We start from the raw sequence: 14,377 nt of genomic DNA, 5'->3' as shown, positions 1-14,377 counted from the left end.
GCAAAAGTGGCAGGCCAGACCTTCCGCGCTCGGCCTACCGCCTAGCGAAGATTGGCCGTGACAAAGCAAATCGCGATCGACGCGATGACCAACCATCCCATACCGCTGGATGACATCAACAGGGGCTGTGAGCTGATGCAATCCGGATGTCTATTCGCAGCCTAAACCTTGTTTTGATCGTATATGGATTTGCTAAAGAACTGGAAATTGAAACTACGATACGGAAAGCTGAAAACTGCTTTCCGCCACTTTACCGTTATTGCAGAGGGAGAGATCATAAACTCCAATCCAGACTTCGGTACCACGGCGGGCTCGGCAGCCTTCTTTACCATACAAGCTTGGGCGACCGACAATGACCAAGCTGTTGATATGATCGTGACGATTGGTCGGGATTTGGGATTTAGTGCGTCCAGGCGAATCTATGTTTACTCGACCGAACCGCAGCAGCCTCCGACAGAGGCTCCTCATGCGTACGGCTTGAACTTTCATCAGTACCTTCGCGAAGATTAGCAAAACAGGAGCAACCATTTCCTCGCTTGAAGTCAGCCGTCCCGTCGTACATATACGGAAAACCTTGAGCTCATGCATTCCGGCGAGAGCATTCCCAGCATGGTTCTCCATTGATGGCTCCGACTACCTACACAACCGACATCAAGGGTCTCGACGAGTTCTCCGCGCGGGAACTCTACGATCTCCTGAGAATGCGCGTCGATGTCTTCGTCGTCGAGCAGAACTGCCCCTATCCGGAACTCGACGGCAAGGATATCGATGCCCTGCATCTCCGGCTGCTGGAGGGCGCCGAACTGCTGGCCTCGGCGCGGATCCTGAAACCGCATGAGCCGCAGGATGCGTCGAAGATCGGTCGCGTGGTCGTCTCGCCTGCCCATCGCGGCAAGCGTCTGGGCGATGCGTTGATGAGCGAAACGATCACCGCCTGTGAGCGGCTTTATCCGGCAAATGCCATCGCCTTGTCGGCGCAGGCCCATCTGCAGCGGTTCTATGAATCCTTCGGTTTCATCGCGGTGTCACAGGAATATCTGGAAGACGGCATTCCCCATATCGATATGGTCCGCCAGCGGGCCACGCAACCGGCATGAGGATATTGCCATGATCTACGTCGACGCCGATGCCTGCCCGGTGAAACCGGAAGTCCTGAAGGTGGCCGAACGTCACGGCCTCGAAGTCACCTTCGTTGCCAATTCCGGCCTGCGCCCCTCGCGCGATCCGATGATCCACAACGTCATCGTCTCCAACGCCTTCGACGCCGCCGACAACTGGATCGCCGAACGCGCCGGCGCGGGCGATGTCGTCGTCACCGCCGATGTGCCACTTGCCGTGCGCTGTGTCGCGACCGGCGCCTTCGTCAGCGGCCCCACCGGGCGCGTCTTCGACGAGACCAATATCGGCATGGCGAGCGCCATGCGCGATCTCGGCGCGCATTTGCGCGAAACCGGCGAGAGCAAGGGCTACAACGCCGCCTTCAGCCCGAAGGACCGCTCACGCTTCCTCGAAACCTTCGATCGCCTCTGCCGCCGCGCTAAAAGCCTTGCCGCGGAGGCTGGCGGGCAGCCGTGATGTGGCTCGCACAGGCTCGCAAGAAACGGGTGGCATGGCAGCCATGCCGATTCCTAACTTGAAGTCGGCCGTTTCCTCACGCATATAGGCGTTATCGCAGACGACTGCGGCATCCTCTGGGATGCAACTGTCGCGGGGACGGCCTCGCTCTTGAACAAGGAGAGTCGCATGGCCTGGTTTCTGCTTTTTCTCGCCGGTCTTTTTGAATGTGGCTGGGCGATCGGCCTTAAGTATACCGAAGGCTTCACAAGGCCGATGCCGACGGCGCTGACCGTCATATCGATGGTGATCAGCATCGTGCTGCTCGGCCTGGCGGTGAAGCACCTGCCGATCGGCACCGCCTATGCGGTCTGGACCGGCATCGGCACGGTCGGCACCGTATTCCTCGGAATCTGGCTGCTTGGCGATGAGGCAAGTGTCTCCCGCCTTGCCTGCATCACGCTGATCGTCGCCGGCATCGCCGGTCTCAAGCTTACCGCCTGATATGAGATCGAGGGGCGCCGCTGACGCCCCTCGGTCTGTCGTTCAAACCGTCTTGCGGTTATCGACGGCGAAAGCGCCGGGACCGGAGAAGACCAGATAGAGGAAGACGAAGCAGAACAGGATTGCCGCATCGCCCTGGTTGACGGCCGGGAAGAAGCTGCTCGGGGCATGCGCCATGAAATAGGCGACCGCCATTTCACCGGCCAGCAGGAAGGCGACCGGGCGCGTCAGCAGGCCGACGAGAATGAGGATGCCGCCAATAAGCTCGAGAAGGGCGGCGAACAGCATTAGCGGCGGCAGCGAGCCGGACATCTGCGAAGCCGGGAAGCCGAAAAGCTTCATCGTGCCGTGTTCGATGAACAGCAGCGCGGTGATGATTCTGAGCGCAGCCAGCCCATAGGGCTGATAGGCGGAAAGACGGTCGAAAGTTGACATTAAAACCCCTCTTTAAAAGACACAGCCGAGCGTTAACCTGTCCTCGCCAAGGATTGAACACACGGATTGCTGACATCCGTTCACTTTTTCGACAGCAGCTAAACGCCTGAATGGACGGTCTTATTCGCCCGCGCCATGGTCAAAGCGGGATGTTGTCGTGTTTCTTCCACGGATTGGCGAGATCCTTGTTGCGCAGCATCTTCAAACCGCGCGCCAGCCGCCGCCGCGTCGAGTGCGGCATGATCACCTCGTCGACATAACCGCGCTCGGCGGCGACGAAGGGCGAGAGGAACCGGTCCTCGTACATTTTCGTGTGCGCGGCGATCTTCTCCGGATCGGCAATATCCTTGCGGAAGATGATCTCGACAGCGCCCTTGGCGCCCATCACGGCGATCTGCGCCGTTGGCCAGGCATAGTTGAGGTCGCCGCGCAGATGTTTCGACGCCATCACGTCATAGGCACCGCCGAAGGCCTTGCGGGTGATGACGGTGAGCTTCGGCACGGTCGCCTCGGCATAGGCAAAGAGCAGCTTGGCGCCGTGCTTGATGAGGCCGCCATATTCCTGCGCCGTACCCGGCAGGAAACCCGGCACGTCGACGAAGGTGACGATCGGAATGTTGAAGCAGTCGCAGAAGCGCACGAAACGGGCCGCCTTGCGCGAGGCGTCGCTGTCGAGCACGCCGGCCAGCACCATCGGCTGGTTGGCGACGAAACCGACGGTCGAGCCTTCGACGCGGCCGAAGCCGCAGACGATGTTTTTGGCAAAGCTCGCCTGGATCTCGAAGAAATCCCCCTCGTCCGCCACCTTCCGGATCAGCTCCTTGATGTCGTAAGGTTTGTTGGAACTCGCCGGCACCAGCGTATCGAGCGAGGCATCGACATCTGTCACCGACTGGTAACATTCGATCTCCGGTAGCGGCGCCGTGTTCGAAAGCGGCAGGAAATCGATCAGCCGGCGCACCTGCAGCAGCGTTTCGACATCATTCTCATAGGCGCCGTCGGCAATCGACGAGCGCACCGTATGCACCACGGCGCCGCCGAGTTCTTCTGCCGTCACCGTCTCGTTGGTGACGGTTTTCACCACGTCCGGCCCGGTGACGAACATGTAGGAAGTATCCCGCACCATGAAGATGAAATCGGTCATCGCAGGCGAATAGACGTCGCCGCCGGCGCAGGGACCCATGATCACCGAGATCTGCGGAATGACGCCGGAGGCGAGCACATTGCGCTGGAATACCTCGGCATAACCGCCGAGAGCCGCCACGCCCTCCTGGATACGGGCGCCGCCCGCATCATAGATGCCGACGATCGGCGCGCGGTTCTTCAGCGCCATGTCCTGCACCTTCATGATCTTCTCGGCATGCGCTTCCGATAGCGAGCCGCCGAAGACGGTGAAGTCCTTGGCGAAGACGAACACAGTGCGGCCATTGACCGTGCCCCAGCCGGTGACGACGCCGTCGCCGGCAATCCGGCTCTTGTCCATACCGAAATCGGTGGAGCGGTGTTCGACGAACATGTCGAATTCCTCGAAGGAACCTTCGTCGAGGAAGAGATCGATGCGCTCGCGCGCCGTCAGCTTGCCGCGCTTGTGCTGGGCGGCGATGCGCGCCTCGCCGCCGCCAAGGCGGGCGATGCCGCGGCGCCGTTCCAGTTCTTCGAGAATTTCCTTCATGCGACCTCCCTCGCCGCTGCGGCGGCAATCCGGCGGTTAGAGCGTCGCGCTATCGAGCGCGCCCGCTGAGTGAGAAAACCGAGCGTATCCTTGCGGCGGCATCCTCGGCCAGGATCTCGTCGGCAAGCTTGGGATCGGCAGCGATGCTGGTGACGTCGAAGGCGCTGACGGCGATGACCGAGCCGTCCTCGACCGAGGCTGCGTCGATGCTGATCTTGGCGACGTTGCGATCTTTCTGGAAGCCGAGGCCCTTCTGGATGGACACCACGCGGATCGTCAGCACCACCCGCGGCAGCACGGTGTCGCGCACGGTGGCGTTGATCGCCGCGTTGACGCGGTCGTTGATACCGGAAAGCAGCTCGGCCGGCATGTTCGGACCTGAGAGAACGACGGCGCTGCGCACATCATAGACCGGCGCCGCCGGCTTGGTGGCCGAGAGGCTGCCGCAGGCCGTGAGCGCGACACAGACGAGTGTCGCCCGGCAAAAACACGACCTCAGCCAATTCATTGCAAAATCCCGCACCACCCCGTTGGAGTCGCAGACTTCGTCATAATGCATTGGAAGGCAATATGTTTCAGGCGCTTAGGGCGAAAAAAACATCGGCTGCGGCTTTGAACTCGGCAAAGCGCTTGGCCCGCCGCTCCTCGGCTTCCGCGTCGCTGCCCCAATGCTCGATCGTCCAGTCCTCGTCGAGATGGGCAAGCGACCAAGCCTCCTCCACCGTTACCCGGCTCTCGGCGAAGGCCAGCGCCAGGATCGCCGAGCCCGTCAGCGTGGTGACTGTGTGGAGGGCGGCCAGCGCCATCGGGCTATCATATCTCGCGAGCGTGACGGCGAAGGCGGCAATCGCCTCGCGCGGCTGCTCATGAGGCATCACCCCTTCGACGAGGATGAAGCGAGCGCCGAGATCGGTCGCCGCCCAGTCGATCACGGGATCCCAGTGCTCGGCCTGGCGCTCGACCAGCAGTTCCGGCTCCTCGGCGCGGTAGCAGATGAGGTCGCTGGATGAAAAACGCAATATATCCTCGAAGATCGCCTGCGCGTTGGCGGCAACGCCGTCGAGGGCGGTGTTGACGAGCCGGGTCACCGGCATGCTCACCGGGTTGATCTCTTCGCCCTGCGCCTGCCATTCGGCGGCGACAAGCCGCGCCAGCGCTTCGGTCGGTACTGCGAGAACTTGACGCGCCGGCGTACGCACCATCTTGCCGTCGAGCGTGATCGCAAAACCACCCTCGTGCTCGGCAACGGAGACATCGGTATAGAAACGCTTCGGCAGCGGCTTCTTCATCTGGATCTGCGCGCGGCGGATGGGATCGGGATGGCTCAGGCCTTCGGAAAGGTCGTTCAGCAGATCGCGCATGGGCTCACCTCAGGAAAAATGACGCAATATCTCGTTCGGATGGTAGGCGATCACATCAGCGCCGTTGGCGATCAGCTCATCCACGCTGGCATAGCCCCAGGCAACGCCGATCGCCTTGGCCCCGGCAGCCTTTGCCATCTGCATATCGTAAACCGCATCGCCGATGACAATGGTGTCGGCAGCATTCATGCCGGTTTCATCGCAGCATTCCGTCACCATGGCCGGATGTGGTTTGGAGGGGCAATCGTCGGCGGTGCGTGCGACGATGAAATGCTTGTCGAAGCCATGCGTCTCCATCACGACCTTGAGCCCGCGCCTGGATTTGCCCGTCACCGCGCCGATCAGCAGGTCATCGCGTCCGCTGATCGCGTCGATCATCTCGCGAATGCCCGCAAACAGCGGCTCCTTATAGTCAAGATCCTGACGCACGATCGAAAACAGCGATTTGTAATGCGCCGTCATGTCGCTATCTTCCTGCTCCACATGCGGCCTGCCCTGCATGCGGGCGATCGCAATATCGAGGGACAGGCCGATAATAGCCTTGGTGTCTTCGAGTCGCGGTTCCAACTTGCCGAACTTGTCGAAAGTCCTGCGCATGGTTTCGTGGATCAGCGCAGCACTGTCCACCAGCGTGCCGTCGCAATCGAAAAGGGCAAGTTTCATTCGCTGTCCCTTTCAGCACCGGCAAGGTCGAGACCGAGAAGGTTCCAGGTCTGCACCATATGCGCCGGCAGCGGCGCGCTGACGCGCAGGCGGCCGCCGGAGGGGTGCGGGATGTCGATGTGACGCGCGTGCAGATGCAGCTTCTTCTGCACGCCGCCTGGAAAATCCCAATTCGGATCGTCGTCGAAATATTTTGGATCGCCGATGATCGGGTGGCCGATATGCAGGGCATGGACGCGCAACTGATGGGTACGGCCGGTATAGGGCTCCATCTCCAGCCAGGCGAGGTTCTGTGCCGCCGTCTCCAGCACGCGGTAGAAGGAAATCGCATGGTCGGCGCCGTCCTCGCCGTGCTTGGCGATGCGCATGCGGTCGCCGTCGACCGTCGGTTCCTTCACCAGCCAGGTCGAGATCTTGTCCTCGTGCTTGCGCGGCACGCCCTTGACCAGCGCCCAGTAGGTCTTTTTGGTGTCGCGCTCGCGGAACGCCGCCGTCAGCTTCTGCGCCGCGCCGCGGGTGCGGGCGATGACGAGAACACCTGAAGTGTCGCGATCGAGACGATGGACGAGCCGCGGCTTCTCACCCTTCGGGCTGGTCCAAGCGTCGAGCATCTGGTCGATATGCCTGGCCACACCGGAACCGCCCTGGACCGCAAGACCGGGGGGCTTGTTGAGTATGATCACCTTTTCGTCCTCGTGCAGCACCATGCGCGACAAGAGTTGGAAATCCGTCGAATGTTTGAGATCCTTGCCGGCGATCGGTCCGGATTTCAGCTTCGCATCGACATCCATCGGCGGCACGCGCACCGTCTGGCCGGGCTGCACGCGCGCATCCGATTTGACACGCCCACCGTCGACGCGCACCTGGCCGGAGCGCAAGAGCTTCTGCAGCGGACCGAAGCCGAGCCCCGGAAAGTGCACCTTGAACCAGCGATCGAGCCGCATGCCGGCTTCATCGGGTTCAACCTTGATATGTTCTATGCCAGCCATAAGAAATCTTTCGGAAATTGCAGCGCAGGCCGAGCCGGCGTTCTTGCCGCAGCCTTTAGAGCATTTTCGCGCAAAACGGAAACCGGAAAAGAAATCAGGCCAAAGCGCGCATGACGGCAAGGCCGGCGATGACGGCCGCCATCGAAAATCCGACGCTCGCAGCGATATAAATACCGCCGGCGACTGCCTCGCCGCGCTCGAATAGCGAGATCGCATCCAGTGAGAAAGCCGAGAAGGTTGTGAAGCCGCCGAGGAAGCCGGTGATCAGCAGCAGGCGCAGCTCCACCGAAGCGTTGAACTTCCGCGCGATCAGCTCGGCGAAGACGCCGATGACGAAACAGCCGACGACATTGACGACGAGCGTGCCCCAGGGAAATGCCGGACCCATGAGTCTCAGCGCCCATTGGCCGACATAATATCTGAGAAGGGAACCGATAGCGCCGCCGACGGCGACGAGAAGAGCCTGGATCATCAGCCGGATTTATCGCAACTCCGCAGCGATTCCAATCGGGAAGGAATGAATTCTTACCATCCGGTAAAATGCCGATGATTTTCTTATAATGGCGCCAAGGTCGTGCCGATACGGTAACGGCATGACCCAGCTTCTGTCCATATCGGCCACCACTGCCGCCATTGCCTTCGAATCGCTCCGAATCCCGCAGCGTGTCGCGACGAGCACCGCCGCACGCGATGCGCGCCGCATTGCCGACCGGCAGTTGAAGGCCGAAGGCACTGAGGAAATAGACGAGCCCTCCAGCATCATCCAGTCGACCGAAGTGGCCCTCGACCTGATGGCCAAGGGCAATCGCCAGCCGCAGGCCGGCCTGAAACAGGCGCTGCGATCCTACGAAGACTTCTGAGGCCATCGCCTTCCAAACGAAAGCCCGCGACTGCCGTTTCAGTCGCGGGCTTTTCTGTTTAATGAGTTTACTTTCATTTGCCCTGGGCGGAGAGCACCTGCAGCACCAGATCGACCTTGCCGGCTTTTTCGAAGGTCAGCGTCACCGGCACCGTATCCCCCTGCTTGAACGGCGTCTTCACCTTCTGGAACATCAGGTGCAGGTTGCCGGGCTCGAGCTTGACCGTCTCGCCGGCAGCGATGGCGATGCCGTCTTTCAGCTGGCGCATCCGCATGACATTGTCCTTCGTCACCATCTCGTGGATCTGAACCTCGCCAGCTGCAGGCGAGCTGACCGACAACAGGCGATCGTCCGTCTGGCCGTTATTCTTCACCGTGAAAAAGCCGCCGCCGACCGGCTGGCCGGGCAGCATTGCCTTGGCGAAGCCGCCGGAGATTTCGAGATCACCGGCCTTGACCGTTTCGCCGGCCGGTGCGGCGGCGCCCATGCCCGCCATACCGGACATATCCATGCCGGCCATATCGTCATGATCGTGACCATGGTCTTCACCGGCAACGACCTTCAACAGCGGCGCGGGGCTTTTCAGCCCATGCGCATCGCCGCCTTCCTTGGCCACCTGGTCCCAGGCCGTGACGGTATCGCCGCACATCTGCGTCACCGGAAAGGCGAGCGAGGTGCCGGCCTCGACGCCTGATACCTTCCCCTGGATGACGAAGGTGTCGTAGAAATCGTCGGAGAGATTGCCGTTCTTCCAGCGCACTTCGATCGCGCCGGTTTTCACCTTGTCACCGTGATTGTCGTAGGTCTTCTGGTAGTCACCCTTGATCACCTCGAGCTCCCAGCCTGCCTTCGGCTGCGGCTTGGCGAAGACGAAGCCTTCCGGCAGCTTGACCCGCACTTCCGTGGTAGCCTTGCCGTCGCAGCCATGCGGCACCTGCAGCGTAGCGAGAATGGTGCTGTCCTGCGTCACCTCTCTGTCGAGGAAGGTCACATGCGCCTCGGCGCTGGCAAAGGCGGTCACGGAAAGAACGGCGGCAAGCCCTAGCGTTTTGCCAAATGTCTTGATGGTCTTCATCGGATATCTCCTCGCCGGCCGCGGTATTTTCTCGGGCGGACCGGCATGCTGAATCATAGGCGGTGGAGGAAGATCAGACGAGGATGGGAGGCGCGCGCGAATTCGGCCGCCAGACGGCGCTTGCGCCTGAAACGGCTGATGTTTCGATCGGCGAATTGATCAGCGAAGCGAGTTCGCGCTCGAGCCACGAGCCCGCATCCGGCGTCGGCAGGATGACGGAGGCCGACAGCCGGCAGGCTTCGCAATTCGGTTTAAAGGCGACGGTCTTGCCGTCGGCATCCTTCACGGTGATGCAGAGCGAGGCGAACGTGCCGTCGGGCAGCACATAGGCCGCGGCATCATAGCCTTCGGAGGCGACTGCCTGCGGCGCCTGATGGGCGAAGCCGAGCAAAAGCAGGCTCAATGCGCAAAGCATGCGCAGAAAGAGCGTCGCTTTCAGTCCGGTCTGTCGCATGAGATCCCCTTCAACAGCATGTCGCGATAGCCGGTTTCCCCGCGAAATGCAAAAGTAGTTTTGCCGTTGATCAGGCCTCAGCCGGCATATGGCGACAAAAAATTGTCCGGTCACGACATTTGGCCTTGCCAAGTGCTGCACCCGCCGGATAATTGCGCCAACCTTGTTGGGAGAAGCCGGTGCTTTCGCCACCGGTGCCGAAGGAGCAACCGCCCCGGAAACTCTCAGGCAAAAGGACCAGCAAGGGGCAGACGGAACTCTGGAGAGAAGCGTTCTCGAAACGCTCGCCGAAGGGATAACAATCTCAGGCAAAGGGACAGAGGGGGCTCAGGAGAGAAGTGCGCAGCCGCGCCTTCAGATTTGAGCCCGCGCCTTCGCGAGAAGGCGCAAACCCCGGAGGCGTCTTTTGGACGATACTGCTGCCCTGAAGAAAACCCCGCTGCATGCCCTGCATCTTTCGCTCGGCGCCCGCATGGTGCCGTTCGCCGGTTACGACATGCCGGTGCAATATCCCGCAGGCGTGATGAAGGAGCATCTTCATACCCGCGCCGAAGCCGGCCTCTTCGATGTCTCCCACATGGGCCAGGTCATCGTAAAGGCGAAATCGGGCAGCTACGAGGATGCGGCGCTGGCGCTTGAAAGCCTCGTGCCCGTCGACATCCTAGGCCTTGCCGAGGGCCGCCAGCGCTACGGCTTTTTCACCGACGACACCGGCTGCATTCTCGACGACCTGATGATCGCCCATCTCGACGACCACCTCTTCGTCGTCGTCAACGCCGCCTGCAAGGAAGCCGATCTCGCCCATCTCAAGGCCCATATCGGCGACCAGTGCGACGTCACGCTTCTCGATCGCGCTTTGATCGCGCTGCAGGGGCCGCGTGCGGTTGCGGTTCTTGCCGAGCTCTGGGCCGACGTCGCGGCGATGAAATTCATGGACGTGCGCCACTGCCGCCTGCACGACGTTTCCTGTCTTGTTTCCCGCTCCGGCTATAGCGGCGAGGACGGCTTCGAGATCTCGATTCCATCAGACAAGGCCGTGGATGTCACCATGCGGTTGCTCGAACATCCCGATGTCCAGGCGATCGGCCTCGGCGCCCGCGATTCGCTGCGCCTGGAAGCCGGCCTCTGCCTCTACGGCAACGATATCGACACGACTACCTCGCCGGTCGAGGCGGCGCTGGAATGGGCCATGCAGAAGGCAAGGCGCGGCAACGGTGCGCGTGCCGGCGGCTTCCCGGGCTCCGGCCGCATCCTGTCCGAACTCGAGAACGGCGCTGCCCGCCGCCGCGTCGGCCTGAAGCCGGAAGGCAAGGCGCCGGTGCGCGGCCATGCCAAGCTCTATGCCGATGCCGAGGGCAAGGTCGAAATCGGCGAAGTCACCTCGGGCGGCTTTGGCCCCAGCGTCGAAGGCCCCGTCGCCATGGGCTACGTGCCGCTCTCCCATGCTGCGGCAGGCACGCTCGTCTATGCCGAGGTGCGCGGCAAATATCTGCCGACCACCGTCAGCGCCCTGCCCTTCGTCACACCGACCTACAAGCGCTAAACCTTTTCCAGAGAGGACGAACAATGCTGAAATTTACCGAAGAACACGAATGGCTGAAGATCGAAGGCGGCGTTGCGACGGTCGGCATCACCACCTATGCCGTCGAACAGCTCGGCGACCTGGTTTTCGTCGAATTGCCGGAAGTCGGCGCGACCTTCTCCAAGAACGGCAATGCCGCGACCGTTGAATCGGTCAAGGCTGCTTCCGATGTCTATTGTCCGCTTGATGGCGAGATCACTGAGGTCAATCCGGCCATCGTTGCAGATCCGTCGCTGGTCAATTCCGATCCTCAGGGCGCCGGCTGGTTCTTCAAGCTGAAGCTGGCAAATGCTGCGGACGCCGATGGCCTGCTCGACGAGGCGGCCTACAAGGAGCTCACTGCGTAATGACGACGCCGACAGAATTCCAGTTCACCGACTATCAGCCCTACGATTTCGCCAATCGCCGCCATATCGGACCCTCGCCGGCCGAGATGACCGATATGCTGAAGGTGATCGGCTACAACAGCCTCGATGGCCTGATCGACGCGACGCTGCCGCCCTCGATCCGCCAAAAGGCGCCGCTCGTCTGGGGCGCGCCGATGACCGAGCGCGAGGCGCTCGACAAGCTGCGCGAGACCGCCAACAAGAACAAGGTACTGGTCTCGCTGATCGGCCAGGGTTATTACGGCACGATTACGCCGCCGGTCATCCAGCGCAACATCCTGGAAAACCCGGCCTGGTACACTGCCTATACGCCCTACCAGCCGGAGATCAGCCAGGGCCGCCTGGAAGCGCTCCTGAACTACCAGACGATGATCTGTGATCTGACGGGTCTCGATGTTGCCAACGCCTCGCTCCTCGACGAGGCGACCGCCGCCGCCGAAGGCATGGCGATCGCCGAGCGCGTCGCCAAGTCGAAGGCGAAGGCCTTCTTCGTCGATGCCGACTGCCATCCGCAGACTATTGCCCTGATCCGCACCCGCGCCGAGCCGCTCGGCTGGAGCGTCATCGTCGGCAACCCCTTCACCGATCTCGATCCTGTCGACGTCTTTGGCGCGATCTTCCAATATCCCGGCACGCACGGTCACGTGCATGATTTTACCGGCCTGATCTCGCGCCTGCACCAGACTGGCGCCATAGCAATCGTCGCCGCCGATATCCTGGCGTTGACGTTGTTGAAATCCCCCGGCGAAATGGGCGCCGATATCGCCGTCGGATCCTCGCAGCGCTTCGGCGTCCCGGTCGGCTATGGCGGCCCGCACGCAGCCTATATGTCGGTCAAGGATGCCATCAAGCGCTCCATGCCTGGCCGCCTCGTCGGCGTTTCCGTCGATGCCCGTGGCAACCGCGCCTATCGCCTGTCGCTGCAGACCCGCGAACAGCATATCCGCCGCGAAAAGGCGACGTCGAACATCTGCACCGCCCAGGTGCTGCTGGCCGTCATGGCCTCGATGTATGCCGTCTTCCACGGCCCGAAGGGCATCAAGGCGATCGCCCAGCAGGTGCACCAGAAGGCCGTGCTGATGGCCAAGGGCCTGGAAAAGCTCGGTTACAAGGTCGAACCCGAGACCTTCTTCGACACGATCACCGTCGATGTCGGCCATATGCAGGGCCTCATCCTGCGTGCAGCCGTCGCCGAAGGCGTCAATCTGCGCAAGGTCGGCGAAACCAAAATCGGCATGAGCCTCGACGAACGCACCCGGCCGGCGACGCTCGAAGCCGTCTGGCGCGCCTTCGGCGGCAATTTCACCATCGCCGATTTCGAGCCTTCCTACCGCCTGCCGAAGGGCCTGCTCAGGACCAGCGATTACCTCACCCATCCGATCTTCCACATGAACCGCGCCGAAAGCGAGATGACGCGTTACATCCGCCGGCTTTCCGACCGGGATCTGGCGCTCGACCGCTCGATGATCCCGCTCGGCTCCTGCACGATGAAGCTGAATGCCACGGCGGAAATGCTGCCGATCACCTGGCCGGAATTTTCCGACATCCATCCCTTCGTGCCAGCCGATCAGGCGCTCGGCTACCGCGAGATGATCGACGACCTGATCGAAAAGCTCTGCGCCGTCACCGGCTACGACGCCTTCTCCATGCAGCCGAATTCCGGCGCGCAGGGCGAATATGCCGGCCTGCTGACGATCCGCAACTATCATATCGCCAATGGCGACGGCCATCGCGACGTCTGCCTGATCCCAACCTCGGCGCACGGCACCAACCCGGCTTCGGCCCAGATGGTCGGCATGAAGGTGGTGGTCGTCAAGGTGCGTGAAAACGGCGATATCGATCTCGACGATTTCCGCGCCAAGGCGGAGCAGCATGCGGCAAACCTCTCCTGCTGCATGATCACCTACCCTTCGACGCACGGCGTCTTCGAGGAGACTGTCAAGGAAATCTGCGATCTCGTGCATGAGCATGGCGGCCAGGTCTATCTCGACGGCGCCAATATGAACGCCATGGTCGGCCTGTCCCGCCCCGGTGACATCGGCTCCGACGTCAGCCACCTGAACCTGCACAAGACCTTCTGCATCCCGCATGGCGGCGGCGGCCCCGGCATGGGCCCGATCGGCGTAAAAGCGCATCTGGCACCCTACCTGCCCGGCCATCCCGAGACCGACGGCCGTTCGGGTGCGGTTTCGGCCGCCGCCTTCGGCTCCGCCTCGATCCTGCCGATCTCCTGGAGCTATTGCCTGATGATGGGCGGCGAAGGCCTGACGCAGGCGACCAAGGTGGCGATCCTCAACGCCAACTATATCGCCACCCGGCTGAAGGGTGCTTATGACGTGCTCTACAAATCGGAAGCCGGCCGTGTCGCGCATGAATGCATTATCGACACCCGCCCGCTGGTCGACAGCTCCGGTGTCACCGTCGACGACGTCGCCAAGCGCCTGATCGACTGCGGCTTCCATGCCCCGACCATGAGCTGGCCGGTCGCCGGCACGCTGATGATCGAGCCGACGGAAAGCGAGACCAAGGCCGAACTCGACCGTTTCTGCGAGGCGATGCTGGCGATCCGCGAGGAAGCCCGCGCCATCGAGGACGGCCGCATGGACAAGGCCAACAATCCGCTGAAGAACGCCCCTCACACCGTCGAGGATCTCGTCGGCGAATGGGACCGCCCCTACAGCCGGGAACAGGCCTGCTTCCCGCCCGGCGCCTTCCGCGTCGACAAATACTGGTCGCCGGTCAACCGCGTCGACAATGTCTATGGCGACCGCAACCTGATCTGCACCTGCCCGCCAGTGGAAAGCTACGCGGAGGCCGCGGAATAACAGCAATCCGGGCAGGC

The 14,377-nt window shown here is 61.9% G+C and carries 17 protein-coding genes and 1 riboswitch; of the genes, 8 read left to right on the top strand and 9 right to left on the bottom strand.

Annotation, left to right across the window (positions count from 1 at the left end):
- The first annotated feature begins 183 nt into the window (after window positions 1-183).
- The 4 genes from FFM53_RS00790 (at window position 184) to sugE (ending at window position 2,058) form a co-directional block, all read left to right on the top strand.
- Complete coding sequence (locus tag FFM53_RS00790) at window positions 184-510, top strand: hypothetical protein (protein WP_138389119.1); 327 nt, start codon at window positions 184-186, stop codon at window positions 508-510.
- Window positions 511-623: 113 nt separating this feature from the next.
- Window positions 624-1,097, top strand: a complete 474-nt coding sequence (locus FFM53_RS00785) for a GNAT family N-acetyltransferase (protein ID WP_138389118.1) — start codon at window positions 624-626, stop codon at window positions 1,095-1,097.
- A 10-nt stretch (window positions 1,098-1,107) separates the two neighbouring features.
- The gene (locus FFM53_RS00780) at window positions 1,108-1,575 is read left to right on the top strand and encodes a YaiI/YqxD family protein (protein ID WP_003539940.1); all 468 of its coding nucleotides are present in this window, start codon (window positions 1,108-1,110) and stop codon (window positions 1,573-1,575) included.
- Between the two features lie 168 nt (window positions 1,576-1,743).
- The gene (gene sugE, locus FFM53_RS00775) at window positions 1,744-2,058 is read left to right on the top strand and encodes a quaternary ammonium compound efflux SMR transporter SugE (RefSeq protein ID WP_027667501.1); all 315 of its coding nucleotides are present in this window, start codon (window positions 1,744-1,746) and stop codon (window positions 2,056-2,058) included.
- Between the two features lie 42 nt (window positions 2,059-2,100).
- Here the strand turns inward: sugE and FFM53_RS00770 are convergent, their stop codons facing one another.
- The 7 genes from FFM53_RS00770 to crcB form a co-directional block, all read right to left on the bottom strand.
- Entirely contained in the window at window positions 2,101-2,493 is a 393-nt protein-coding gene (locus FFM53_RS00770) for a DoxX family protein (protein WP_138389117.1), read from the bottom strand.
- A gap of 139 nt (window positions 2,494-2,632) precedes the next feature.
- Window positions 2,633-4,165, bottom strand: a complete 1,533-nt coding sequence (locus FFM53_RS00765) for an acyl-CoA carboxylase subunit beta (protein WP_138389116.1) — start codon at window positions 4,163-4,165, stop codon at window positions 2,633-2,635.
- A gap of 49 nt (window positions 4,166-4,214) precedes the next feature.
- Entirely contained in the window at window positions 4,215-4,673 is a 459-nt protein-coding gene (locus FFM53_RS00760; RefSeq protein WP_138389115.1) for a calponin homology domain-containing protein, read from the bottom strand.
- Window positions 4,674-4,740: 67 nt separating this feature from the next.
- Entirely contained in the window at window positions 4,741-5,526 is a 786-nt protein-coding gene (locus FFM53_RS00755) for an ATP12 family chaperone protein (protein ID WP_138389114.1), read from the bottom strand.
- A 9-nt stretch (window positions 5,527-5,535) separates the two neighbouring features.
- Complete coding sequence (locus FFM53_RS00750; RefSeq protein WP_138389113.1) at window positions 5,536-6,189, bottom strand: HAD-IA family hydrolase; 654 nt, start codon at window positions 6,187-6,189, stop codon at window positions 5,536-5,538.
- Window positions 6,186-7,178 (bottom strand): RluA family pseudouridine synthase, encoded by a 993-nt coding sequence (locus FFM53_RS00745; protein WP_138389112.1) that lies wholly within the window; start codon window positions 7,176-7,178, stop codon window positions 6,186-6,188. The genes FFM53_RS00750 and FFM53_RS00745 overlap by 4 nt, the downstream gene beginning before the upstream one ends.
- Window positions 7,179-7,272: 94 nt before the next feature.
- Window positions 7,273-7,650, bottom strand: a complete 378-nt coding sequence (gene crcB / locus FFM53_RS00740) for a fluoride efflux transporter CrcB (protein WP_138389111.1) — start codon at window positions 7,648-7,650, stop codon at window positions 7,273-7,275.
- Between the two features lie 121 nt (window positions 7,651-7,771).
- Between crcB and FFM53_RS00735 the strand changes: the two genes are divergently transcribed.
- Complete coding sequence (locus FFM53_RS00735) at window positions 7,772-8,038, top strand: hypothetical protein (protein ID WP_138389110.1); 267 nt, start codon at window positions 7,772-7,774, stop codon at window positions 8,036-8,038.
- A gap of 73 nt (window positions 8,039-8,111) precedes the next feature.
- On the opposite strand, the gene FFM53_RS00730 is transcribed toward FFM53_RS00735, so the two are convergent.
- Both FFM53_RS00730 and FFM53_RS00725 read right to left on the bottom strand, forming a co-directional pair.
- Complete coding sequence (locus FFM53_RS00730; protein ID WP_138389109.1) at window positions 8,112-9,113, bottom strand: copper chaperone PCu(A)C domain-containing protein; 1,002 nt, start codon at window positions 9,111-9,113, stop codon at window positions 8,112-8,114.
- Between the two features lie 73 nt (window positions 9,114-9,186).
- Window positions 9,187-9,567 carry a hypothetical protein gene (locus FFM53_RS00725; RefSeq protein ID WP_138389108.1) on the bottom strand — a complete coding sequence of 127 codons (381 nt, stop codon included), beginning with the start codon at window positions 9,565-9,567 and terminating at the stop codon, window positions 9,187-9,189.
- 157 nt (window positions 9,568-9,724) lie between these two features.
- Window positions 9,725-9,817: riboswitch (glycine riboswitch) on the top strand.
- A 156-nt stretch (window positions 9,818-9,973) separates the two neighbouring features.
- On the opposite strand from FFM53_RS00725, the gene gcvT reads away from it, so the two are divergent.
- From gcvT to gcvP, 3 genes are read left to right on the top strand one after another with little or no spacing between them, the layout of a single operon-like run.
- Complete coding sequence (gcvT, locus tag FFM53_RS00720; RefSeq protein WP_138389107.1) at window positions 9,974-11,110, top strand: glycine cleavage system aminomethyltransferase GcvT; 1,137 nt, start codon at window positions 9,974-9,976, stop codon at window positions 11,108-11,110.
- Window positions 11,111-11,133: 23 nt separating this feature from the next.
- Window positions 11,134-11,496, top strand: a complete 363-nt coding sequence (gcvH, locus tag FFM53_RS00715) for a glycine cleavage system protein GcvH (protein ID WP_003539971.1) — start codon at window positions 11,134-11,136, stop codon at window positions 11,494-11,496.
- Complete coding sequence (gene gcvP, locus FFM53_RS00710) at window positions 11,496-14,360, top strand: aminomethyl-transferring glycine dehydrogenase (RefSeq protein ID WP_173883521.1); 2,865 nt, start codon at window positions 11,496-11,498, stop codon at window positions 14,358-14,360. The genes gcvH and gcvP overlap by 1 nt, the downstream gene beginning before the upstream one ends.
- Window positions 14,361-14,377: the final 17 nt, after the last annotated feature.

This window comes from Rhizobium indicum (genome assembly GCF_005862305.2).
In the GTDB taxonomy this organism is placed as follows: domain Bacteria; phylum Pseudomonadota; class Alphaproteobacteria; order Rhizobiales; family Rhizobiaceae; genus Rhizobium; species Rhizobium indicum.
The sequence above is the reverse complement of the archived record's forward strand: the minus strand, read 5'-3'. Positions and strand labels throughout refer to the sequence as shown.

What these genes read in the sequence shown, in the direction of transcription:
- crcB (WP_138389111.1), bottom strand. Translation starts at nt 7,650, where the DNA reads ATGATCCAGGCTCTTCTCGTCGCCGTCGGCGGCGCTATCGGTTCCCTT.
- FFM53_RS00770 (WP_138389117.1), bottom strand. Translation starts at nt 2,493, where the DNA reads ATGTCAACTTTCGACCGTCTTTCCGCCTATCAGCCCTATGGGCTGGCT.
- FFM53_RS00765 (WP_138389116.1), bottom strand. Translation starts at nt 4,165, where the DNA reads ATGAAGGAAATTCTCGAAGAACTGGAACGGCGCCGCGGCATCGCCCGC.
- FFM53_RS00745 (WP_138389112.1), bottom strand. Translation starts at nt 7,178, where the DNA reads ATGGCTGGCATAGAACATATCAAGGTTGAACCCGATGAAGCCGGCATG.
- FFM53_RS00760 (WP_138389115.1), bottom strand. Translation starts at nt 4,673, where the DNA reads ATGAATTGGCTGAGGTCGTGTTTTTGCCGGGCGACACTCGTCTGTGTC.
- FFM53_RS00725 (WP_138389108.1), bottom strand. Translation starts at nt 9,567, where the DNA reads ATGCGACAGACCGGACTGAAAGCGACGCTCTTTCTGCGCATGCTTTGC.
- FFM53_RS00790 (WP_138389119.1), top strand. Translation starts at nt 184, where the DNA reads ATGGATTTGCTAAAGAACTGGAAATTGAAACTACGATACGGAAAGCTG.
- FFM53_RS00755 (WP_138389114.1), bottom strand. Translation starts at nt 5,526, where the DNA reads ATGCGCGATCTGCTGAACGACCTTTCCGAAGGCCTGAGCCATCCCGAT.
- FFM53_RS00785 (WP_138389118.1), top strand. Translation starts at nt 624, where the DNA reads ATGGCTCCGACTACCTACACAACCGACATCAAGGGTCTCGACGAGTTC.
- FFM53_RS00730 (WP_138389109.1), bottom strand. Translation starts at nt 9,113, where the DNA reads ATGAAGACCATCAAGACATTTGGCAAAACGCTAGGGCTTGCCGCCGTT.
- FFM53_RS00735 (WP_138389110.1), top strand. Translation starts at nt 7,772, where the DNA reads ATGACCCAGCTTCTGTCCATATCGGCCACCACTGCCGCCATTGCCTTC.
- gcvH (WP_003539971.1), top strand. Translation starts at nt 11,134, where the DNA reads ATGCTGAAATTTACCGAAGAACACGAATGGCTGAAGATCGAAGGCGGC.
- sugE (WP_027667501.1), top strand. Translation starts at nt 1,744, where the DNA reads ATGGCCTGGTTTCTGCTTTTTCTCGCCGGTCTTTTTGAATGTGGCTGG.
- FFM53_RS00780 (WP_003539940.1), top strand. Translation starts at nt 1,108, where the DNA reads ATGATCTACGTCGACGCCGATGCCTGCCCGGTGAAACCGGAAGTCCTG.
- gcvP (WP_173883521.1), top strand. Translation starts at nt 11,496, where the DNA reads ATGACGACGCCGACAGAATTCCAGTTCACCGACTATCAGCCCTACGAT.
- FFM53_RS00750 (WP_138389113.1), bottom strand. Translation starts at nt 6,189, where the DNA reads ATGAAACTTGCCCTTTTCGATTGCGACGGCACGCTGGTGGACAGTGCT.